Annotated in this window: 21 protein-coding genes and 1 rRNA gene; 15 read left to right on the top strand and 7 right to left on the bottom strand. The window is 76.8% G+C overall.

Going from position 1 to position 21,170, the window contains the following annotated elements; all coding sequences use genetic code 11:
* Window positions 1-35: 35 nt before the first annotated feature.
* Window positions 36-1,361 carry a Rieske 2Fe-2S domain-containing protein gene (locus ACI792_RS19680; RefSeq protein ID WP_456604077.1) on the top strand — a complete coding sequence of 442 codons (1,326 nt, stop codon included), beginning with the start codon at window positions 36-38 and terminating at the stop codon, window positions 1,359-1,361.
* Between the two features lie 5 nt (window positions 1,362-1,366).
* Here the strand turns inward: ACI792_RS19680 and ACI792_RS19675 are convergent, their stop codons facing one another.
* On the bottom strand, window positions 1,367-1,516 hold the full coding sequence (locus ACI792_RS19675) for a hypothetical protein (RefSeq protein WP_456604076.1): 150 nt from the start codon (window positions 1,514-1,516) through the stop codon (window positions 1,367-1,369).
* A gap of 107 nt (window positions 1,517-1,623) precedes the next feature.
* Between ACI792_RS19675 and ACI792_RS19670 the strand changes: the two genes are divergently transcribed.
* The 6 genes from ACI792_RS19670 to ACI792_RS19645 all read left to right on the top strand — a co-directional run bounded on the left by ACI792_RS19670 (window position 1,624) and on the right by ACI792_RS19645 (window position 8,916).
* Complete coding sequence (locus tag ACI792_RS19670) at window positions 1,624-2,196, top strand: copper chaperone PCu(A)C (RefSeq protein ID WP_456604075.1); 573 nt, start codon at window positions 1,624-1,626, stop codon at window positions 2,194-2,196.
* A gap of 75 nt (window positions 2,197-2,271) precedes the next feature.
* A complete protein-coding gene (locus ACI792_RS19665) occupies window positions 2,272-3,546 on the top strand; it encodes a sensor histidine kinase (protein ID WP_456604074.1) in 1,275 nt (424 codons plus the stop codon).
* Window positions 3,483-4,163: a response regulator gene (locus ACI792_RS19660; RefSeq protein ID WP_456604073.1), complete on the top strand. Its 681-nt coding sequence runs from the start codon at window positions 3,483-3,485 to the stop codon at window positions 4,161-4,163. Before ACI792_RS19665 ends, ACI792_RS19660 begins: the two co-directional genes overlap by 64 nt.
* A gap of 159 nt (window positions 4,164-4,322) precedes the next feature.
* Complete coding sequence (locus tag ACI792_RS19655) at window positions 4,323-5,096, top strand: ABC transporter ATP-binding protein (protein ID WP_456604072.1); 774 nt, start codon at window positions 4,323-4,325, stop codon at window positions 5,094-5,096.
* Window positions 5,097-5,099: 3 nt separating this feature from the next.
* Window positions 5,100-7,556, top strand: coding sequence for an ABC transporter permease (locus tag ACI792_RS19650; RefSeq protein WP_456604071.1), 2,457 nt, complete (start codon window positions 5,100-5,102; stop codon window positions 7,554-7,556).
* A 151-nt stretch (window positions 7,557-7,707) separates the two neighbouring features.
* Window positions 7,708-8,916 carry an MBL fold metallo-hydrolase gene (locus ACI792_RS19645; RefSeq protein WP_456604070.1) on the top strand — a complete coding sequence of 403 codons (1,209 nt, stop codon included), beginning with the start codon at window positions 7,708-7,710 and terminating at the stop codon, window positions 8,914-8,916.
* Window positions 8,917-9,022: 106 nt separating this feature from the next.
* Here ACI792_RS19645 and ACI792_RS19640 read toward each other — a convergent pair whose 3' ends face one another.
* On the bottom strand, window positions 9,023-9,877 hold the full coding sequence (locus ACI792_RS19640; protein WP_456604069.1) for an Fpg/Nei family DNA glycosylase: 855 nt from the start codon (window positions 9,875-9,877) through the stop codon (window positions 9,023-9,025).
* 250 nt (window positions 9,878-10,127) lie between these two features.
* Between ACI792_RS19640 and ACI792_RS19635 the strand changes: the two genes are divergently transcribed.
* On the top strand, window positions 10,128-10,709 hold the full coding sequence (locus tag ACI792_RS19635) for an AMIN-like domain-containing (lipo)protein (RefSeq protein WP_456604068.1): 582 nt from the start codon (window positions 10,128-10,130) through the stop codon (window positions 10,707-10,709).
* A 61-nt stretch (window positions 10,710-10,770) separates the two neighbouring features.
* Here the strand turns inward: ACI792_RS19635 and ACI792_RS19630 are convergent, their stop codons facing one another.
* From ACI792_RS19630 to ACI792_RS19620, 3 genes are read right to left on the bottom strand one after another with little or no spacing between them, the layout of a single operon-like run.
* A complete protein-coding gene (locus ACI792_RS19630) occupies window positions 10,771-11,883 on the bottom strand; it encodes an AMIN-like domain-containing (lipo)protein (protein WP_456604067.1) in 1,113 nt (370 codons plus the stop codon).
* Complete coding sequence (locus tag ACI792_RS19625; RefSeq protein WP_456604066.1) at window positions 11,880-13,268, bottom strand: sensor histidine kinase; 1,389 nt, start codon at window positions 13,266-13,268, stop codon at window positions 11,880-11,882. Before ACI792_RS19625 ends, ACI792_RS19630 begins: the two co-directional genes overlap by 4 nt.
* Window positions 13,269-13,275: 7 nt before the next feature.
* Window positions 13,276-13,992: a response regulator gene (locus ACI792_RS19620; RefSeq protein WP_456582543.1), complete on the bottom strand. Its 717-nt coding sequence runs from the start codon at window positions 13,990-13,992 to the stop codon at window positions 13,276-13,278.
* A gap of 146 nt (window positions 13,993-14,138) precedes the next feature.
* Between ACI792_RS19620 and ACI792_RS19615 the strand changes: the two genes are divergently transcribed.
* Both ACI792_RS19615 and ACI792_RS19610 read left to right on the top strand, forming a co-directional pair.
* Window positions 14,139-14,489: an STAS domain-containing protein gene (locus ACI792_RS19615; RefSeq protein ID WP_456604065.1), complete on the top strand. Its 351-nt coding sequence runs from the start codon at window positions 14,139-14,141 to the stop codon at window positions 14,487-14,489.
* A 51-nt stretch (window positions 14,490-14,540) separates the two neighbouring features.
* A complete protein-coding gene (locus ACI792_RS19610; protein ID WP_456604064.1) occupies window positions 14,541-15,908 on the top strand; it encodes a cryptochrome/photolyase family protein in 1,368 nt (455 codons plus the stop codon).
* A gap of 114 nt (window positions 15,909-16,022) precedes the next feature.
* Here ACI792_RS19610 and ACI792_RS19605 read toward each other — a convergent pair whose 3' ends face one another.
* Window positions 16,023-16,523, bottom strand: coding sequence for a DUF309 domain-containing protein (locus ACI792_RS19605; RefSeq protein ID WP_456604063.1), 501 nt, complete (start codon window positions 16,521-16,523; stop codon window positions 16,023-16,025).
* 126 nt (window positions 16,524-16,649) lie between these two features.
* Here ACI792_RS19605 and ACI792_RS19600 point away from each other — a divergent pair, with 126 nt between their 5' ends.
* From ACI792_RS19600 to egtE, 5 genes are all read left to right on the top strand, one after another.
* The gene (locus ACI792_RS19600; protein ID WP_456604062.1) at window positions 16,650-17,471 is read left to right on the top strand and encodes a DUF4397 domain-containing protein; all 822 of its coding nucleotides are present in this window, start codon (window positions 16,650-16,652) and stop codon (window positions 17,469-17,471) included.
* Window positions 17,472-17,490: 19 nt separating this feature from the next.
* Window positions 17,491-18,171 (top strand): class F sortase, encoded by a 681-nt coding sequence (locus ACI792_RS19595; protein ID WP_456604061.1) that lies wholly within the window; start codon window positions 17,491-17,493, stop codon window positions 18,169-18,171.
* A 44-nt stretch (window positions 18,172-18,215) separates the two neighbouring features.
* A complete protein-coding gene (locus ACI792_RS19590; RefSeq protein WP_456604060.1) occupies window positions 18,216-18,818 on the top strand; it encodes an RNA polymerase sigma factor in 603 nt (200 codons plus the stop codon).
* On the top strand, window positions 18,799-19,560 hold the full coding sequence (locus ACI792_RS19585; RefSeq protein WP_456604059.1) for an anti-sigma factor: 762 nt from the start codon (window positions 18,799-18,801) through the stop codon (window positions 19,558-19,560). The genes ACI792_RS19590 and ACI792_RS19585 overlap by 20 nt, the downstream gene beginning before the upstream one ends.
* Window positions 19,561-19,624: 64 nt before the next feature.
* Window positions 19,625-20,740 carry an ergothioneine biosynthesis PLP-dependent enzyme EgtE gene (gene egtE / locus ACI792_RS19580; protein ID WP_456604058.1) on the top strand — a complete coding sequence of 372 codons (1,116 nt, stop codon included), beginning with the start codon at window positions 19,625-19,627 and terminating at the stop codon, window positions 20,738-20,740.
* A gap of 304 nt (window positions 20,741-21,044) precedes the next feature.
* Here the strand turns inward: egtE and rrf are convergent.
* Window positions 21,045-21,161 (bottom strand): 5S ribosomal RNA (gene rrf, locus ACI792_RS19575).
* Window positions 21,162-21,170: the final 9 nt, after the last annotated feature.

The raw sequence follows: 21,170 nt of genomic DNA, 5'->3' as shown, positions 1-21,170 counted from the left end.
CTCCACCGCCGTAACGCCGCGCGAACACGACCCCGGTGCAATGGCTCATGGTCGCGATCAGCGCTCTGCCCTCGGGTTGGTTCGCGGTGGCCCGGGCCGCCGACGTGGGGACGACGCCGGTGCCGGTGGGCGCCGGCGGGCGGGCCTGGGTGGTGGTGCGGCTGCGGCCAGGTGCCGAGGTCAGCGCCTTCCCGGCGCGATGCCCGCACCGGGCCGCCCCGCTGGCCACCGCCACGGTCTCCGGTGGGCGGCTCGAGTGCTCCCGCCACGGCTGGCGCTTCGACGCCGACGGCCGGTGCGTCTCCGCCCCCGCCCTCGGCCCGGCGGGCGTGCCGCCCCCGCGAGCGGACCTGCCCGTGCCCTGGGCGGTCGAGGAGCGGCACGGCTGGGTCTGGCTGGCCCCCGACCGCACCGCCCTGCCGCTGCCGCCCCGGCCCGTGGTACCGCCCGCGCCCGAGGCGGTGCCACCCGCCCCCGGGCCCCGGGGCCCGGTGTTCGGCAACCTCGACCCCTCGCTCGCCGCGGCCTGGCACCCGGTGGCACTCTCCCCCGAGCTGCGGCCCGGCGGCTGGCTGCAGGTCCGGCTGCTCGGGCGCACGTGGACGCTGCGGCGGGACGGCGACGAGGTGCGCGCCGATCCGCCCGCGCACGGCGTCCGGGAGCGGCAGGGCGTGGTCGAGCTGGCCCCGTCCGCGCCGGTCGAGGTCCCGCTGGAGGTGCCGGAGGACGCCGACCGCCGGTTCCTGCACCGCTGGCTCGCCCCCCGCCGCACCCCGGCCCCCGCGGCCGTCGTCGCCGACCTCCTCCTGGACGTCGCGCGGCTGCCCTTCGTGCACGGCGCCACGACCGGGGCCGCCGACCACCCGGAGGTGCCGCCCTACGAGGTGGTCCGGGAGACCGGCGGTCTGCGCTCGGTGCAGGAGCAGTGGTGCGACGACCCGCTCGACCCCGAGGTGGCCCTGGGCGGGCGGCCGCTGCGGCAGCGCCGTCGGGTGACCTACGTGCACCGGGTCCCCTTCGCCCTGCGGGTCCGCCGCGACCAGCTCGACTCGGGGGCGGCGACGACCGTGGTCACCCTGCTGCAGCCGGAGGACGCCGACTCCACCCGCGTGCTCACCCGGCTGCTGCACTCCGCCGGGCCGGGGCGGCCGCTGCCCTCGCGCGCGCTGATGGCCGCGCACGCCGCCGCCGAGCAGCGGGCCCTCGACGCCGACCTCGCGCTGCTGGTGGGCACCGGGCTCCCCGGCCTGCCGCTGGACCGCCGGGACGAGCTGCACCTGCCCGCCGACCTGCTGGGGGTGGCGCTCCGGGACGCCCTCTGCGACTTCCGGGCGACCGGGCGCACGCGCGCGGCCGCCTGACCGGCTCACTCCCCCGGCAGGCGCTCCCCGCACCGCGGGCAGGCGGTGGGCGGGTCCTCGTCGGCCAGCCCGCCGCAGGCCGGGCACACCCGGCGCAGCCAGCACGCCGGGTCGCCGCCGTCGTCGTCGGGCCGGTACCGGCGCTCGTCCTCCACGCGTCCACCCCCAATGCGACAACTCTGTTGCGGTCCGCCCACCGGAGGGTCGGGGGGACCGGCCGGGGTAGCCCTGGACGGTCGTACGCCACTCCGGGAGGACCAGCATGACCCGCCGCTCGCGCAGGCACCCGTTCGCCGCCCTGCTCTTCGCCACCGCGCTGCCCCTGGCGGCCTGCGGGACCGTCGCCGAGGAGGAGGAGTCGGCGAACCCGATCGAGGAGTTCGGCACGGAGGTCGACGGCGGCAACCCCGGCCCGGACGAGGCGGTGACCGAGGACATCAAGATCACCGCCCTGGGCCTCGCCTACCCGGAGGACGAGGTGTGGGAGGTCGGCGAGGACGTGACGCTCTACGCCGCGATCGCCAACACCGGGACGACCGGCGACCAGCTGATCGACGTCCGCGGCGAGGACTTCGCCGGGGCGGAGCTGACGTCGCTGGACGGGACCGACGGCGCGATCGACGTGCCCGAGGAGGACAACGTCTACCTGGAGCCGGAAGGCCCGCCGTCGGTGGTGCTCACCGACCTGGACACCACCCTGCGCTCGTCGCAGTCGATCCCGGTCACGTTCGTGTTCGAGGAGGCCGGTGAGATCACCATGGAGGCCCCGGTCGTCTCCGCACCCCCCGGTCAGGGCGACTTCGAGGCACCGGAGGACCCGACCTCGGAGAACTGATCCGCCCACGGAAGGACCCGGGGATCATCCCGAGGGGCGACGAGACCGGCGCAACGGCTCCCTAGGCTCGCGGGCATGGAACGCCCGCCCGCCGCCGAGGGCCTGGTCCCCTGGCTGCGGGACCGGCCCTTCGTCGTCGACACGGGGTTGGCCGCCGTCATCGGCCTGGTCACCGTCGTCCTGCCCGCCGGCGCCTACTGGCCCGGCGAGGCGGCGGCGTTCGTCGTCGGCGTGCTGCTGGTGGCCCCGCTGGCGTGGCGGCGCCGGGCGCCGGTCCACGCCGCGGCCGCCGTCGTCGCGGCCGGCGTGCTCGAGCTGGTCGTCGTCGACCAGTTCCTGGCCGCCAACTGCGCGGCGCTGGTGATGGTCTACTCGCTGGCCGGCTACGCCCCGCGCTGGGCGAGCCAGGCCGGGCTCGGCATCGGCCTGGCCGGCGCGGCCCTCGCCGCCCTGCGGTACTTCGGCGGGGGCCTCACCGAGAGCACGATCCTCACCGCCGGGGCGATCGGCGTCTCGGTGGTCGCCGCCTGGGCGCTGGGCGACCTGCGGCGGGCGCGGCTCCAGCGGTTGGCCTCGCTGGAGGAGCGCGCCCAGCTGCTGGAGCTCGAGCGGGACCAGGAGATGCGGCTGGCCGCGACCGCCGAGCGCGCCCGCATCGCCCGCGAGATGCACGACGTCGTCGCGCACTCCCTGTCGGTCGTCATCGCGCAGGCCGACGGCGGCCGCTACGCCGGGAAGGCCGACCCGCAGGCGGCCACCGACGCGCTGGAGGCGATCGCCGCGACCGGCCGGCAGGCGCTCACCGACATGCGCGCCCTGCTCGGCGTGCTCCGGGACGGCGGCGGGGAGGAGTACGCCCCGCAGCCCGACGTCGGCGCGATCCCGGCGCTGGTCGAGGACGTGCGCGCCAGCGGCCTCGACGTCGACCTCATCGTCGAGGGGACGCCGCAGCCGATGCCGGCCGGACCGCAGCTGGCCGCCTACCGGATCGTGCAGGAGTCGCTCACCAACGTGCTCAAGCACGCCGGCCCGGCCGGCCGCGCCTGGGTGCGGCTGCAGTGGCGGCCCGACGCGCTGGAGCTCTCCGTCCTCGACGACGGCCGCGGCGCGGCGGCGGCGATCACCGGGTCCGACGGCCGGGGCCAGGGGCTGCGCGGCATGCGCGAGCGCGCCCAGCTCCACGGCGGGCGGCTGGAGGCCGGCCCCCGGCACGGTGGCGGGTTCGGCGTGCACGCCGCCCTGCCCTACCGTTCGCCCCGACGAGCGACGCGATCCGGGTCGTCCTGGTGGACGACCAGCAGATGGTCCGGGCCGGTTTCCGCATGGTCATCGAGTCGCAGCCCGACCTGACCGTGGTCGGCGAGGCCGGCGACGGCGCGGCGGCGGTCGAGCTGCTGGCCGGCACCCCCGCCGACGTCGTGCTCATGGACATCCGCATGCCCGGCACCGACGGCATCGAGGGCACCCGGCGGATCACCGCGCTGCCCGAGCCGCCGCGGGTCGTCGTCCTGACCACCTTCGACCTCGACGAGTACGTGGTCGCCGCCATCGGGGCCGGGGCCAGCGGTTTCCTGCTCAAGGACGCCGCCCCCGAGGAGATGCTGGCCGCGATCCGCACCGTGCACGCGGGCGACTCCGTCATCGCGGCGAGCTCCACCCGCCGGCTGCTGCAGCACGTGGCGCCCCTGCTCCGCGGCGGCGTGGCCGGCGGGGTGCTGCCGGTCACGGGCGGGGACGACGCCGCGCTGGCCGAGCTCACTCCCCGCGAGCGCGAGGTGCTCGAGCAGATGGCCTACGGCGCCACCAACAGCGAGATCGCCGCGCAGTTCTTCGTCAGCGAGGCGACGGTGAAGACGCACGTGGGCCGCGTGCTGGCCAAGACCGGCTCCCGCGACCGGGTGCAGGCCGTCGTCCTGGCGTACCGCTCCGGGCTGGTCGCCCCCGCGGACCTGCTCCGCAACGCCTGAGCCCGCAACCCGCCCCCTCACCCGCGCTCCGGTGCCGGGCGACCGGGGCCGGTACGACCTGGGGATGACAGCGGAGATCGTCCTGGGCTCCGACGCGGGACGACGCCTCCCGGCGAGAGCGTGAGCACCGTCGTCGTCCCCCGACCTCGGAGGCATCCCGTGTCCGTCCCCGTCATGACCGTCCCCGGCGAGCCGCCGGCGTCCCTGTCCGGCGCCGCCGTCCGCGCCACCGGCCTGCGCAAGACCTACGGCAGCGGTGAGACCGCCGTGCACGCGCTGGCCGGCGTCGACGTCGCCTTCGCCCGTGGCGAGTTCACCGCGATCATGGGCCCCTCGGGCAGCGGCAAGTCCACGCTGATGCACTGCCTGGCGGGGCTCGACACCGCGACGGCCGGCCAGGTGTGGCTGGGCGACACCGAGCTCACCCGCCTGCGCGACGACCAGCTCACCACGCTGCGCCGCCGGCGGATCGGGTTCGTCTTCCAGGCGTTCAACCTGCTGCCCGTGCTGCCCGCGCGCGAGAACATCGTGCTGCCGATGCAGCTGGCCGGGCAGCGCCCCGACCCCGTCTGGTTCGACGACGTCGTCGCGCGCCTCGGCCTGCGCGAGCGGCTGGGCCACCGCCCGCACGAGCTCTCCGGCGGCCAGCAGCAGCGCGTGGCGATCGCCCGCGCCCTGCTCGCCCGCCCCGACGTCGTCTTCGCCGACGAGCCCACCGGCAACCTCGACTCCCGCAGCGGCGCCGAGGTGCTCGGCCTGCTGCGCTCCAGCGTGAAGGAGACCGGCCAGACCGTCGTCATGGTCACCCACGACGCCTCGGCCGCCGCGTACGCCGACCGCGTGGTGCTGCTCGCCGACGGCCGGCTGGCCGGCGAGCTCACCGACCCGACCGCGGCGTCCGTGCTCGACGCGCTCCGCGACCTGGGGGCCTGACCCGTGCGCGCAGTGACGCTGGCGAGCATCCGGGCGCACCTGCCCCGCCTGATCGCCTCCACCCTCGCGATCGTCATCGCCGTGGGCTTCGTGGTCGCCACCCTGGTGCTCAACGAGACCACCCGCGCCACCGTGCTGACGGCGGCCGGAGCCCCGTACGTGGAGACCGACGTCGTCGTCACCTCCGACAGCGGCGTGGGCCTGGCCGGGCACGTCGACACCCTCACCGGGCTGTCCGGCGTGCAGGCCGTCGACCCGACCTGGCAGACCTCCGTGCAGGCGGTCACCCCCGGGCGCACCGGCGCCCAGTACCTGCTGGTCGAGTCGGTGGCCGCCGACCCGCAGCTGCGCTGGCAGGAGCTGGCCGACGGCGCGCTGCCCGCACGGCCGGGGGAGATGGCGGTCAGCGAGCGCGTCGGCGCCGCTGTCGGCGACGTCGTCCCCGTCACGAGCTACGACGACGAGGGCACCGGGGTCACCACGGACACCACCGTGACCGGGGTGGTCGACCTGGGCGGGGACCCCACCGCCGGGATCTACGGCAAGGTCTACGTCGTCGCCGACCAGGCCCGGGCCTGGGGCGCGATCGAGCCGACCGAGCTGCGGATCGCCGGGACCACCGCCCCCGACGTCCTGGCCGGCGAGGTGCGCGCCGCCCTGTCCGACGCGGAGGTCACGGTCCGCACCGGCACGGAGCAGGCCGAGAACTCCGTCGCCGCCCTGACCGGCGACGCCACCTGGCTGACCACCGCGCTGCTGGTGTTCGCCACCATCGCCGTCGTCGTCGCCGGGCTGGTCATCGCGAACACCTTCGCCGTGCTGCTGGCCCAGCGCACCCGCGACCTGGCGCTGCTGCGCTGCGTCGGCGCCACCGCCCGGCAGGTGCGGCGCAGCGTGCTCGGCGAGGCCCTGCTCACCGGGCTGGCCGCCTCGGTGGTCGGCGTGCTGGCCGGCGTCGCGCTCTCCGCCGCCGTCTCCGCGGTGGTGTCGGGGACGGACTCCCCCGTCCCGCTGTCGGGGGTGTCCGTGCCGCTGCACGCCGTGCTGGTCGGCCTCGCCGTCGGCACGGCGACCACGCTGATCGCCGCGCTGGCCCCGGCCCGCGCCGCCACCCGGGTCGCCCCGCTCAGCGCGCTGCGGCCCACCGACCCGGCGCCGCTGCGCTCCCGCGGGGGCGTCGCCCGGCTGGTCACGGGGCTGCTGCTCGCCGTCCCCGGCGTCGGCCTCATGGCCCTCGGCGTGGGGACCGCTCAGCTCCTGGTCTCGCTGGCCGGAGGGGTGCTCAGCGCGCTGGGGATCCTGCTGCTCGCGCAGCGAGCCGTGCCCCCGATCGTGGCGGCGGCGGGCGGGGTGCTCGGTCGGTTCGGCGGGCTCCCGGCCCGCCTGGCCAGCGGGAACGCCACCCGCAACCCCCGGCGGACGGCGGCCACCGCGACCGCGCTGCTCATCGGGGTCACCCTGACCACCGCGATGGTGGTGGGCGCCAGCTCGACGCGGGCCACCGCGCAGGCCGGTCTCGCGGCGGCCTACCCGACCGACGTGGTCGTCAGCGGCTCGGGCGACGAGCTGACCAGCTCTCTGCAGGGCCGGCTGGCATCGGTGGACGGCGTCGTCGCCACCGCCGCGCTGACCGGGGCCGAGCTCACCGGGCCGGGCGACACACCCACGCTGGCCGCCGGCGTCGACGCGGCGGAGGCGCTGCCGGTGCTGCGCTCGACGGCCGACACGACGCTGCCCGAACCGGGGCAGGTCGTGCTCGACGGCTGGAGCGCCGAGCACTGGGGGGTCCGGGCCGGCGACCCGGTGACCCTGACCGCCGGCGACCGGTCCCGCACGCTGACCGTGGTGGCCGGCGAGACCGACTACCCGCTGCTGGCGGCCACCGACCTGCAGGCGCTGGCGCCCGGGGCACCGGTGGACACCATGTGGCTGCGGCTGGCCGACACCGCCGACCAGACCGCGGTGATCGACGAGATCACCGACCTGGCCGGCAACGCGCTGCCCGCCTCGTTCGTGACGGGGCTGGCCAGCGAGCGGGCCGCGATCGACGAGGTGGTCGACGTCCTGCTGCTCGTGGTCACCGGGCTGCTGGGCGTGGCGGTGCTCATCGCGCTGATCGGGGTGGGCAACACGCTGGCGCTGTCGGTGGTCGAGCGGCGGCAGGAGAGCGGGCTGCTGCGGGCGCTGGGCCTGACCCGCGGCCAGCTGCGCGCCCTGCTGGCCTGGGAGGCGGTGCTCGTCGCCGGCGTGGCCGCGGTGCTGGGCGTGCTGCTGGGCAGCGTGTACGGGCTGGTCGGCGTCGCGTCGGCGCTCGGCTCGTACGGCGAGCTGGTGCTGAGCATGCCGTGGCTGCAGGTCGGCGCCATCGTGCTGGTCGCCACGGTGGCGGGGCTGCTCGCCTCGGTGCTGCCGGCGCGGCGCGCGGCGCGGACCCCGCCGGTGGCCGCCATCGCCGGCTGACCCCGCCACGATCACCGGACCTGATCGTGCGGTGTCCTCCCTCAGCGCCCACCGTGAGGGAGGACGCTGCACGATCAGGTCCGGTGATCATGTCGGGAGGACGTCGCTCGCCTCACAGCCGCCATCCATCTCCGGCTGGGATGCTCGAAGCGTGCCGTCCCGCATCGCTCGCCGCACCGCCCTCACCGCCGCCCTCCTCGCCGGCCCCGTGGGCTGGGTGACCGCCGCCGCCTGGGGCCTGCCGACGGCCCTGGGCGCGCACCGCCGCCGGCTCCGCCCCGTCGTGGCCGGGTCGCCGCAGTTCTCCGAGGGCAAGTTCCACAACCGCATGCCCACCCCGGCGCTCTCCCCGGCCAACACCCGCGACGGGCTCCTCCGGCAGTGGCACGAGGAGCGGCACGTCGGGCTGCCGGGTGGCCCGATCCCGCTGGCGCAGGCCCAGCTGCCGGACGACGCCGCCGAGCTCGCCGTCACCTGGTTCGGCCACGCCAGCGCGCTGCTCGAGATCGACGGTCACCGGGTGCTCCTGGACCCGGTGTGGGGTCACCGCGTCTCGCCGTCACCGATCATCGGGCCCACCCGGCTGCACGAGCCGCCGATGGCCCTGGACGAGCTGCCGCAGGTGGACGCGGTGCTCATCTCCCACGACCACTACGACCACCTCGACCTCCCCACCGTCCGCACGCTGCTGCGCACCCAGCGCGCGCCGTGGGTGGTACCGCTCGGCATCGGGGAGCACCTGAGGAAGTGGGGCGTTCCCGAGGCCCGGATCGTCGAGCTCGACTGGGAGGGCGAGCACCGCATCGGCGACCTGGCGCTCACCTGCACCGAGGCCCGCCACTTCTCCGGCCGGTACTTCCACCGCGACACCACCCTCTGGGCTTCCTGGGTGGTGTCCGGCCCGCGGCACCGGGCGTTCTTCGGCGGCGACACCGGCTACACCCCGGCGTTCGCGGGCATCGGCGCGCGGCTGGGCCCCTTCGACCTCACCCTGCTGCCGATCGGCGCCTACAACGACGCCTGGCACGCGATCCACATGGACCCCGAGGAGGCGGTGCGCGCGCACGGCGACCTGGGCGGGCGCGTCCTGCTGCCGGTGCACTGGGCCACCTTCAACCTGGCGTTCCACCGGTGGTCCGAGCCGGTGGAGCGGCTGCTCACCGCGGCCCGCGCCCGCGGTGCCGACGTCGTCGTCCCGCAGCCCGGCGAGCGGATCGACGTGCTCTCCCCGCCACCGCTGCGCGACTGGTGGACGGCGGTGGGGTCGGCCCGGCCCGACGCGGAGCCGGACGACGCCGGCGTCGGCAGCAGCGTCCTCGTGCGGGCGCTCACCCGCCTGGCGTCACTGCTCCCCGGCTAGCGCGAACCGGCGTCCTCCCTCACCGCGCCGTGTCCTCCCTCACCGCCCACCGTGGGGGAGGACGCGCCATGATCAGGTGAGGTGATCATCGCCGCGGGCGCGGGGTTCAGCGCAGCAGCTTCGACATCCGGCGGTCGGCCAGCGGCTTCCCACCGGTCTGGCAGGTGGGGCAGTACTGCAGCGAGGTGTCGGCGAAGCTGACCTCGCGCACCGTGTCCCCGCAGACCGGGCACGGCAGCCCGGTGCGCGCGTGCACCTGCAGCCCCGACCGCTTCTCCCCCTTCATGGTGGCGGCCCGCTGGCCGACCTGGCGGCCCAGCGCCTCGGTGAGGGTGGCGCGCACCGCGTCGAAGAGACGGACCAGTTCGTCGTCGGTCAGCTTGTCGGCCATCTTGAACGGCGAGAGCCGCGCCGCGTGCAGGATCTCGTCGGAGTAGGCGTTGCCGATCCCGGCGACGACCGTCTGGTCGGTCAGCGCCCCTTTGAGCTGCCCCGACCGACCCGCCATGAGCCGGGCGAAGGTCTCGCGGTCCACCTCCAGCGCATCCGGGCCGAGCCGCGCGATGCCGGGCACCTCGGCCGGTGACCGGACGACGTAGACGGCGAGGCCCTTGCGGGTGCCCTGCTCGGTGAGGTCGAAGCCGTTGCCGTCATCCAGGTGGACGCGCAGCGCCAGCGGCCCCTTGCCCGGCTTCGGCGGGGCGGTCGGCAGGTTCTCCCGCCAGTGCAGCCAGCCGGCGCGCGCCAGGTGCACGCCGAGGTGGACGCCGGAGACGTCGAGGTCGAGGAACTTGCCGTGCCGGGCGGCCCCGGTGATCTCCAGGCCCGCGAGCGCCGACAGGGGCGGGTCGAAGGTTTTGATCGCCTGGACGGCGGCGAGGTCGGCGCGCGCCAGCACGCGGCCGACGGCGTTCTCGCGCAGGAACGCCGCCAGCGCCTCCACCTCGGGCAACTCGGGCACCCGGCCATGATCCACCCGATGCGCCCGCGGCGCGGCCCCCGATCGGTGGACGCCCGGGGCCGCACCGCTCCGCGGCCGCGCACCGGGCGCCCCGACGTCGAGGACCTTGCGGCGGTGCGACGACCGCGTGACGGTCCCGACGACCTGGTGGAGACCTTGTTGCGGCGGCTCCCGGGGCCCTCCGGGGCGAGTAGACCTCCGTCCACAGGCCCGCGCCGCAGGGGGGCGGGCCCGGCAGATGGAGGCCATCGTGAAGAGATCCCGACTCGGTTCCCTGGCGGTCCTCGCCGGCGTCCTGGCGCTGCTGGTCGGCCTGGTCGCCCCGGCGTCGGCCGCGGGGACCACCGCTGGGCCCTACTGCGGGCTGGTGTGGGGCTCGCTCCCGGAGGGCAGCGCGGCGACCGTCGGCGGCGCCACCGTGACCGACGTCCGCGCCGGGCGCCACGCCTGCTTCGACCGCCTGGTCGTCGACCTGGGCGGTCCCGCGGCGGCCGGCGGCTACTCCGTGCGCTACGTCGACGCCGTGCACCAGGTGGGCACGGGCGACGTCGTCCCGCTGGCCGGCGGAGCCGCGCTCGAGGTCGTCGTCCAGGCACCCGCCTACGACGGCCACGGCCGGCCCACGTACCTCCCGCCCAGCCGCAGCGAGGTCGTGGACGTCGACGGCTTCCGCACCCTCGAGCAGGTCGCGTGGGCCGGTTCGTTCGAGGGCAGCACCACGCTGGGCGTCGGCACCCGCGCCCGGCTGCCGTTCCGCACGTTCGCCCTGGTCGGCACCCCGGGTGACGACCAGGCCGTGCGCCTCGTGATCGACGTGGCCCACCGCTGGTGACCGGTCCCGCCCCGAGGGGGCCTGCGCTCCGGGAGCCTCCCGGCGCGCAGGTCCCCTCGCCTCACCCCTGGTGGAGCACCTCCACCACGACCCGGTTCGGGTTCTCCAGCCGGTAGACGCGGAACGGGCGCTCGGCCGCGGCGCCGAGGAACGAGACCATCTGCCCCTCGAAGATCGTGTCGATCAGGACCTCCTGCACCACGGCGCCTCCCGCGGGCACCGGGTCGGGCCCCGCGTAGGGCGCGACCCCGGTGTCCCCCGGCAGGCCGACCCCGGTGAGCACGAGCTGGAGGACGGCGTCCCCGGCGACGTCCACCGGGAACCCGCTCCCCGACGACCGGGCCTCGGCCACGTAGCGGGCGTCCCACCCGGGCAGTCCGGCACCGGCCACCTCGAAGACCACCCGGTCGAAACCGTCCTGCCGGCCGGCGCGGACGTCGGTCACGGTGACGGCGGCCCCCGGGGAGGCCGCGGCGGTGTCGGGCCGGCTGTCGGCGACGAACGGCGGTGGGGCCGTCGGGGAGGGGACGGCCGTGGTCGCCGGGGGCCGCGGGGCGGCGGTCGGCGAGGGGGGCGCCGTGGACCGCGACGGCGGGCTGAGGAAGACGGCGTAGTCGGCCGGCAGCAGCGGCGCGTCCGTGAGCGCACCCGAGGGCAGCGGCGCCTCCACCGGCTCCCCGCCGCTGGTGAGCAGCACCGCCTCGACGCCCGGCAGGCTGGTCGCGGTGAGCACCAGCTGCGCGACCGCCCGGCGGGTCGAGGGCAGCGGCGCGGCGCCGGAGAGGTCGATCGTGGCCGTGCCGTCGTCGATACCGGTCACCGACGCCTCCAGGCCCGCGGGGAGGGCCGTGGAGAGCCCCTCGGCCCGCTCCTCCTCGGTCGGTCCGGCGACCAGGGCGGACAGCAGCTCGCCCAGCCGCTCGTCGATCGGCCCCGTCCCGCTGTCCCGCGCACGGGGCACCAGGGCCTCGTCCGCGCCCACGAGGTAGGCCCAGCCGGCCTCGATGTCGGGGACCGGCGCCGGTGGGGGCGAGGGCGGGGACGACGGCGCGGCGAGCCCGTACGGGACGTCGGAGGCCGCGATCGTCGACGGATCGGCGCCGGTGGGCACCCCGCACGCCGTCGTCACCGCGAGGAGGGCTCCCGCCGCACCCAGCCGCCGCAGCCGGTTCACGACCGCGCCGCCGGGAGCGAGAGGACGAAGCGGGCGCCCCCGGCCGGGCTCGCGGCGCACCACGCCGCGCCGCCGTGCTGCGCGGTCGTCTCGGCCACGATGGCCAGCCCGAGCCCGGCGCCGGGCACCGAGCGGCGCGCGGAACCGGGAGCACGCGCGAAGCGCTCGAAGATCCGCTCCCGGTCCAGCGGGGCCACGCCCGGGCCGGCGTCGTCCACCGTCACCACCACCGAACCCTCGCAGCGCTCCACCGCCACCCGCTCGGGCCCCCCGGCGTAGCGGTCGGCGTTGTCCAGGAGGTTGCGCACGGCCCGCTCCAGCCGGGACTTGTCCCCGAGCACGGTCGTCTCCGGCTCGGGGCCGCCGGCCAGCAGGTCCACGGGCCGCCCGGTGCGCTCCAGCACCTCGCGCACGAGCGCCGTCATGGACACCGGGACGGCGTCCGGCCCGTGCCCGGCGCCGTCGAACCAGGCCAGCTCGAGCAGGTCGTCGAGGGTGACGCGCAGCCGGGACACCTCGCCCTCCACCAGCGCCAGGGCCTGCTGGGCCCGCGGAGGGAGCTCCTGACGCCGGGTGGCCAGCACCTCGACGCTCGTGGTCAGGCTGGTCAGCGGGCTGCGCAGCTCGTGGCTGACGTCGCCGACGAACCGGGCGTCCCGGGAGATCCGCGCGGCGAGGGCGTCCACCATGCTGTTGAAGGCCGCCACGATCCCCACGAGGTCGGGGTCGTCGGTCGGCGGGAGGCGGGTGGAGAGCTCGCCCCCGGCGATGCTCGTCGCGGCGCCGGCGACCTGCTCCAGCGGGAGGACGGCGCGCCGGCTGGCCCAGGCGCCGAAGCCGGCGCCGGCGAGGGTGGCGACGACCGCACCGGCCCCGAGCACGACCGCCAGGGTGCGCAGCAGCGTCTCCAGGTCGTCCAGCGGCGCGACCTCGTAGAACTGGATCCCCGCGCTCACCACGGGGACGGCGACGACGAGCCGGGGGCCGTCGGCCGACTCGACCCGCAGCGCGCCGGCCGCACCCCCGGCCACCACCTCCTGCAGCGCCTCGGGTACGTCGCGCCGGCCGATCTCCAGGCTGGAGGAGAACCAGTCGTCCCCGCTGCGGACCACGACCTCCGCGTCCCCGAACGGGACGAGCTCGCCCAGCACGGCGCCCACGTCGGCGCCGGCAGCGGAGAGCCGGTTGCGCAGCACCTCGGCGTCGGCGAACGCCTGCTGGGTGAGCGCCTGCTCGCGCTGCTCCACCACGAAGCTGCGGGCCAGCAGCCACGTCGTCGTCACCAGCACGGCGGAGACCAGCAGGGTGCTGGCCGCGAAGCCCAGCACGATGCGGCGCCGCAGTCCCCGCCGTCCCGGGACCCGCCGCCCCGGGACCCTGCTCACGCCCGGCTCACTGCGGGTCCAGCCGGTAGCCCAGCCCCCGGACGGTGACCACGAGGCGCGGGCTGCCCGGGTCCCGCTCCACCTTGGTCCGCAGCCGGCGCACGTGGACGTCGACGATGCGCTCGTCCCCGAAGAACCCGTGCTCCCACACCCGCTCGAGCAGCGCCTGCCGGCTGAAGACCCGGCCCGGCGCCGCGGCCAGCTCGCACAGCACGCGGAACTCGGTCAGCGTCAGCGGCACCAGCCGGTCGCCGCGGTGGACGGTGCCGCTGGCCTCCCGCAGCACCAGCGGGGCCTCCGGGTCGTGGTCGAGGACGACGCCCGCCCGGGCCGCGGCGGTCGGGGCGCCCGCCGGCACCGGGGCGGTCCGGCGGCGCAACGCCCGCAGCCGCGCGGTGATCTCCTTGATCTGGAACGGCTTGGTGACGTAGTCGTCGGCGCCGGCCTCCAGCGCCTCGACGATGTCCTGCGTGTCGGCGCGGGCGCTCACCACGACGACGGGCAGGTCGTGGGCCTGGCGCACCTCGCGGATCACGGTGTAGCCGTCCATCGAGCCGAGCATCAGGTCCACGATCATCATGTCCGGCGGGGCGATGCCCACCATCCGCACGGCGTCCTCCCCGGAGGCGGCCTCGGCGACGTCGTAGCCCTCGTCCTCCAGGGCCCACCGCAGCGCGGTCCGGATGGAGTCGTCGTCCTCCACGATCATGATCCGCAGCGACACGCGGACATGCTGCCACCGCGCGACCGCTGGTCAGCGCCCGCGGGCCGTCGTCATCCGATCGCAATGCGGCGACAGGGGATATCGCAAACTCCGGCCGCGAGGCTCCTCGGCAGACCGTGCGGACACCGACCGCCGAGGAGACCCCCGTGCCCCCTGCCCACCGCCACCCCGGTACCGACGACGCTGTCGAGACGCGCTCCGGTGAGGTCGTCCTGCGGCTGACGGAGGAGATGCTCGCCGACGGCGTCGCCGACATCCGGTGGCTGCTGCACGACGCGCTGCTCGCGGGGGCGCGGCGGGTGGTCGTCGACGTCCGGGAGGTCGAGCACCTGTCCAGCCCCGCGGCGGCCAGCCTGCTCTCCGCGCACCGGGCGTGCCGGGCCCGCGGCGGCAGCGTCGTCGTCCGCGGGGCCAACCGCCGGACCCTGGAGCTGCTCCGCCGGACGGGGCTGTGGCGGGTGCTGGGGATGGAGGAGGACCTGGGCCGCTCGGCCTGAGCCACCCGGCTCGGGGCGCAGTCCGGTCGCGCCCCTCCTAGGCTCGGCCGGGTGCCCACCGCGCTGCTCTGGTTCCGCCGCGACCTGCGCCTGCGCGACCACCCCGCCCTGCTGGCGGCGCGCGACGCGGCGGGCCCGGACGGCGACGTCCTGCCGGTGTTCGTCTTCGACGACCGGCTCTGGGGCCCGTCCGGCGAGCCGCGCCGCCGCTTCCTGCTCGACTGCCTCGCCGCCCTGGACGCCGACCTCGGCGGCGCGCTGGTGCTGCGCTCCGGCGACCCCGCGCGGGTGCTGCCGGAGCTGGCCGCCGAGGCGGGCGCGGCGTCCGTCCACGTCAGCGCCGACGCCGGGCCCTACGGCCGCCGCCGCGACCAGGCCGTCGACCGGGCGCTGGGCGAGGTCCCGCTCGTGCGCACCGGCTCGCCGTACGCGGTGACGCCGGGCCGGGTCACCAAGTCCGACGGGACACCCTTCCGCGTCTACTCGCCGTTCGCGCGGGCCTGGCGGGAGCACGGCTGGCGCGCACCGGCGTCGTCACCCGTCGGCACCCGGTGGCGCACCGGCGTCCGCTCCGAGGACCCCCCGCCGGCCCCGGAGCTCGCCGGCGTCACCCTGCCCCCGGCGGGGGAGGCCGCCGCGTCGGCCGCCTGGGCGCGCTTCCGCGACGAGCGGCTGCTCGGTTACGCCGACGGGCGCAACACCCCCGGCGGCGACGGCACCAGCCGGCTGTCGGCCTACCTGAAGTACGGCTGCATCCACCTGCGCACGCTGCTGGCCGACCTCGCGGCCGGGGAGCAGACCGAGTCGGTGCGCCGCTACACCGACGAGCTCGCCTGGCGGGACTTCTACGCCGACGTCCTCTGGCACCGGCCGGAGTCCGCCCGGGAGTACCTCAAGCCGGAGCTGCAGGGGATGGGCTACGACAGCGGCCCGCACGCCGAGGAGCTCGTGCGGGCCTGGGAGACCGGGCGCACCGGGTTCCCGATCGTCGACGCCGGCATGCGGCAGCTGCTGGGCGAGGCGTACGTCCACAACCGGGTGCGGATGATCGTCGCGTCGTTCCTGGTCAAGGACCTGCACCAGGAGTGGACGCGGGGCGCGCGGTACTTCATGCGGCACCTGGTCGACGGCGATCTGGCCAGCAACAACCACGGGTGGCAGTGGGTCGCGGGCACCGGCACCGACGCCTCGCCCTACTACCGGGTCTTCAACCCGGTCACCCAGGGCAAGAAGTTCGACCCCGACGGCGCCTACGTGAAGCGGTGGGTGCCCGAGCTGCGCCACCTCGACCCCCGCTACGTGCACGAGCCCTGGACGGCGCCGGACGGCGTCCCGGCCGGCTACCCGGAGCCGGTGGTCGACCACGCGCACGAGCGCCAGGTGGCGCTGGACCGCTACGCCCGCGTCCGCGGGCGCTGACCCCCGCCGGTCAGCCGACCAGCAGCGTCACCGGGTCCCGGCGGACGACGGTGCGGACGGCGAGGGCCACCGCGACGGCCGCGGCCCGGATCCCGTCGTGCGGCGTCGCGCTCGTCACCGACCCGCTGCGCCCGGGCGACGAGGGGCCGAACCGGTCAGCCGGGGAGCGGCGGTGGCCGGGTCGGCGCCGGTGACCGGTGCAGCGGCCAGCGTCCGCGCCCAGCGGACGAGCCCGGTCACGTCCACGCCGTGCGGACGGCGGTCGGCGTACGGACCGATGCTCGCCGAGCCCCGCTCGAGCAACGTCCTGGCCCCCCGGTCGTTGCCCCGCGCGGCGTGGGTGAGCCCGACGGCGAGCTGCGCCAGCCCCCGCCACAGCCCGCGCTCCTCCTCGGGGGCGGACTTCCACGCGTCCTCCAGCACCTCGTGGGCGTGGAAGGGCCGGCCGGCGTCCAGCAGCTCCTGCGCCTCGGCGAGCGCCACCCCTGGCTCGCGGACGACGCCCTCGGGCGCGCGCTCCTCCCCCGCGGCGCCGCGCGGCAGCGGCCGCCCGAGGGCGTCCCGCGGGCGGGCGTTGCGGGCGCGCCCCTCGGCGTCGCGGTCGCGGTCGGCCACGACGGCATCCTCCCCCGCCCGAGCCGCTGGAGCTCGTCGGGCGAACCGTTCCCTCCCACGTGCATCCACGGGCGCGGGCGCGCCGGAAGGAGGGGTGTCAGCACCTCCCGACGAGAGGAACTCCCCATGAGCACCGCCCGCACCCTCGGTCGTACCGCCGGCGCCATCGGCGTTGCCGGTGGCCTCGTCCTGGTGGCCACGCCGGCCCTGGCCGACAACCACACCGCGACCGTCTCGGTCCTGCACGGCGTCCCGGATCTCCCCGTCGACGTCTACGCCAACGGCGAGCGGCTGATCGACGACTTCCAGCCGGGCACCCTCACCGACCCGCTGCAGCTGCCCGCCGGCTCCTACGACCTGGCGCTCTTCCCGGCCGACGCCCCCGACGGCTCCGGCGACCCGCTGCTCTCGGCCGACGGCGTCAGCGTCCCGGCCGGCGCCAACGCCACCGTGGTCGCCCACCTGACCGAGGCGGGCGAGCCCGCGCTCACCCCGTTCGTCAACGAGGTCGGCGACATCCCCGCCGGCCAGGCGCGCGTCACCGTGCGGCACGTCGCCGCCGCGCCCGCCGTGGACGTGCGGGCCGGTGGGCAGGTCGTCATCGACGGGCTGACCAACCCGAACGAGGAGTCGCTCACCGTCCCGGCCGGCACGGTCAGCGCGGACGTCGTGCTCGCGGGCACCGAGACCGTCGCGATCGGTCCGGCCGACCTGGACCTGGCCGAGGGCGCCACGACGATCGTCTACGCGTGGGGTTCGCAGGACGCCGGCTTCGAGCTCGCCGTCCAGAGCATCTCCGGTCAGCACTCCGCGCCGTCCGGCGTCCCGGGTGGCAGCGCCGGCCTGGCCGACGACTCCGCCCTGCCTCTGCCGGTCGGTGCCGCGGCGCTCGCCGGTGTCGCCCTGGCCGCCGCCGGTGCCTTCCGGCTGGCCCGCTCCTCCCGCTGATCCCCGGCACCACGAGGAGATGACCGTGCGACCCGCCGCCGCCAGCGCCGTGCTGGGGCTGGCCCTGGCTGTCGGTGCGCCGACCGCCTGGGCCCTGTCCCGGCCGGACGCGGCGGCGGGTTCGCCGGTCGACCAGGTGCTGGAGCGCCCCGCCGCTCCCACCCCTCCCACCGCGGCACCGCCGACGTCCCCGCTCCCCCCGGTGAGCGTCCGGGACGCCGCGCCGACGGTGGTCCCCGAGGTCGCCCCGCCCGTGCGCATCGAGGTGCCCGGGCTGGGCGTGACCGCGCCCGTCGACCCGGTGGGGATCGCCGGCGACGGCCAGATGGAGCTGCCCGAGGACGTCACCCGGGTCGGCTGGTACCGCTTCGGGCCGGAGCCCGGCGTGGCCGGCAACTCCGTGATCGCCGGCCACGTGGACGACCGCGAGCAGGGGCCCGGCGCGCTGTTCCCCCTGCGCACGGCCGAACCGGGCGAGGAGATCACCGTCACCGACGCCGCCGGGGAGACCACCCGCTGGCGCGTGGTGTCCCGCGAGGTGATCGAGAAGGACGTCCTCCCGCTCGACGAGATCTTCCGCCGCGACGGGCCGCCCCGGCTGGTCGTGCTCACCTGCGGAGGGCCGTTCCTCCCCGAGTTCCGCAGCTACAGGGACAACGTCGTCGTGGTCGCGGAGCCGGTTCCCGGCACGGGGCCGTGACCGGGGTGCTGGACCGGGCCGCGCGTCTGGGTAGCGTCGGCACCGTGAACCCCGACCCCGTACCGGCGCCGTCCGGCTCCGCGGAGCCGGACGACGCCGAGGTGGGCCGCCGGTTCGCCGCCGGAGACGAGCAGGCCCTCGCCATCGCCTACGCGCGGTGGGCCGGGCAGCTGCACGGCATGGCGGTGCGCGCCTTCGGCCCGGGCCCCGACGCCGAGGACGTCACCCAGCAGACCTTCATCTCCGCGTGGACCGGCCGCGCCCGCTACCGGCCCGAGCAGGGCCCGCTGCCCGCCTGGCTGGTCGGCGTCTGCCGGCACAAGATCGCCGACGCCTGGGCCCGCCGCGACCGGATGCGCCGCGAGGCCGAGGCGGCCATGTCGGAGGCGCAGGCCACACCGGCCGGCGGGACGACGCCGGCCGTGGACAGCGTTGTGACCGACCGCATGCTCGTGCTCGAGGAGCTGGAGCTCTTGGGCCAGCCGCAGCGCGGGATCATCGAGCTGGCCTTCTTCGCCGACCTCACCCACGCCCAGATCGCCGAGCGCACGGGGATCCCGCTGGGCACGGTGAAATCCCATATCCGCCGCACTCTCGAACGCCTGAGGACACGATTGGAGGTGGACGGTGCAGCACTGCCAGCCTGAGCAGCTCGCCCTCGCCGCGCTGCGCGAGCCCCTCCCGGCCGACGACGCCGCGCACCTCGCCTCCTGCGGGCAGTGCCGGTCGGAGGTCGCGTCGCTCCGGCGCGCCGTCGACGCCGTCGCCGTCCCCGAGCTCGCCGAGCCCGGCCCGCCCGTGCCGCCGCCCGCCTCGGTGTGGGCCGGCATCGCTGCCGCGACCGGGGTATCGGCGACGCCGCGGACCGAGGCGGAGGCAGCCGCCCCGGCGCCGGTGGCGGCCCCCGTCCTCGCTCCTCCGCCGGCGGTCCCCGCCGGCGAGGTCGTGCCGCTGCGCCGCAACCGCCGTCCGGTGCTCCTGATGGCCGCCGCCGCGGTCGTCGGCGCGGTCGTCGGCGCCGGCGCGGTGGCCCTGGGGACCGGGGAGGACGGCGTCGAGCCGCTCACGACCGTCGCCCTCGAGCCGCTCGAGGGCCAGCCGGCCTCGGGCCGGGCCGAGGTCGTCGTCCGCGCGGACGGCTCCCGCGCCGTGGAGGTCGACCTGGACGCCCCGGCGGTCGAGGACGCCTACTACGAGATCTGGCTGATCGAGCCGGGGATCGTGGACATGGTCCCGCTGGGCGTCGTGCGCCCGGGCACCCAGACCTTCGAGCTGCCGGCCGGGCTCGACCTCGAGGCGTACCCGATCGTCGACATCTCGGTGGAGCCGCTGGACGGCGACCCGACGCACTCGGGGGTCTCCGTGGCCCGCGGCGTGCTGGAGAGCTGAAGAAGGAGCCCGTGCGCCCCACCACCCGCGAGATCGCGACGAGCCCCTGCACGGGACCGGACGCGTGACGCTCCCCGGCGAGGCGCTCGGCGCGCACTGGCGCAAGGCCAGGCCCCGCCCGGCCGGCCGGCACCTCGACAGCGCCGCGTGCAGCCGGCAGAGCCACCGGGTGCTGGAGGCCGCCTCGCACCACGCGCGGCACGAGGCCGAGCTGGGCGGTTACGTCGCCGAGGCGACCGCCGACGACCTGCTGCAGCAGGGGCGGTCGGTGCTCGGCGGGCTGGCCGGCATGGCCGCCGCCGACGTCGCCTTCGTGGAGTCCGCCCAGGCCGCGCTGGTCGCCCTGCTGACCGGCTGGCGGCTGCCCCCGGGCTCGCGGGTGGCCTGCCTGCCCGGCGAGTTCGCGCCGAACGTGGCCCAGTTGCGGGGGGCCGGACTGCGCCCCGAGCCGCTGCCCGTCGACGGGCTCGGCCGGGCCGACCTCGAGGGCGTGGAGCGGCTGCTGGCGACCGACCCGCCGCGCTTGGTGCACCTGACGCACGTCGCCAGCCACCGGGGCCTCGTGCAGCCGGCCCGGGAGATCGCGGTGCTGTGCCGCGCGGCCGGCGTCCCCCTGGTGCTCGACGCCGCGCAGTCCCTCGGCCACGTGGACGCCGACCTGGGTGCCGACGTCGTCTACGGCACGTCGCGCAAGTGGCTGGCCGGCCCGCGTGGCGTGGGCGTGCTGATGGCCCGCCCGGCGATCGCCGCGCAGCTCGTGCCGGTGCTCCCGGAGCCGGACGACGTGCCGCCGATGCGGGCCTTCGAGTCCGGCGAGGCCCACGTCGCCGGCCGGATCGGACTCGTGGTGGCGGTCGGCGAGCACCTCGCCGCCGGTCCCGACCGGGTCCGAGCCCGGCTGGCCGGGCTCGGGCGGGCCACCCGGGAGCTCTTGGACGGCGTCTCCGGCTGGCGGGTCGTGGAGCCCCTGGACGAGCCGACCGCGACCACCACGCTGCGCCCACCGGACGGCGTCGACGTCGTCGCGACCCGCGCCCGCCTGCTGAGCGAGCACGGCATCGTGCTCAGCGCCTTCGGGCCCGAGCGCGCGCCGGGGGAGATGACCGGGCCGGTGCTGCGGGTCTCCCCGCACCTGGACGCCACGGCCGAGGACCTGGAAGCGCTCGCCGCGGCGCTCTGACACCGGCCCGCAGCCGCTCCACCGTCGTCACGGCCTCGCCGTGCTGGGCACCGGTCCGGAAGTGTGGGGCTTACCGGGGAGCCCAGCCCGCCACCCGGGACCCCCGTTCCGTCACGTGGCGGAACAGGGGGTCTGGCGGCTGCGGCAGGGCGAGGCCTGACCACGGCCGGGAACGCGCCGGCTGCCGGTCGAGCCGTCGCAGTGGGGCCGCGCCCGGCCACGTCTGCGGCCCCACTCCCTCGAACCGGCCCGGCAGTACGACGAAAGGCCCCAGCCTGGTGGCTGGGGCCCTTCGTGAATGGTTGTCCGGCGGCGTCCTACTCTCCCACCCCGTCTCCAGGGCAGTACCATCGGCGCTGAGAGGCTTAGCTTCCGGGTTCGGAATGTTGCCGGGCGTTTCCCTCTCGCCATGGCCGCCGTAACTCTGTGA

It is taken from the genome of Blastococcus sp. SYSU DS0669, assembly GCF_054050895.1.
Note: the sequence above shows the minus strand (reverse complement) of the source record. Positions and strands in the feature narration are given on the sequence as shown.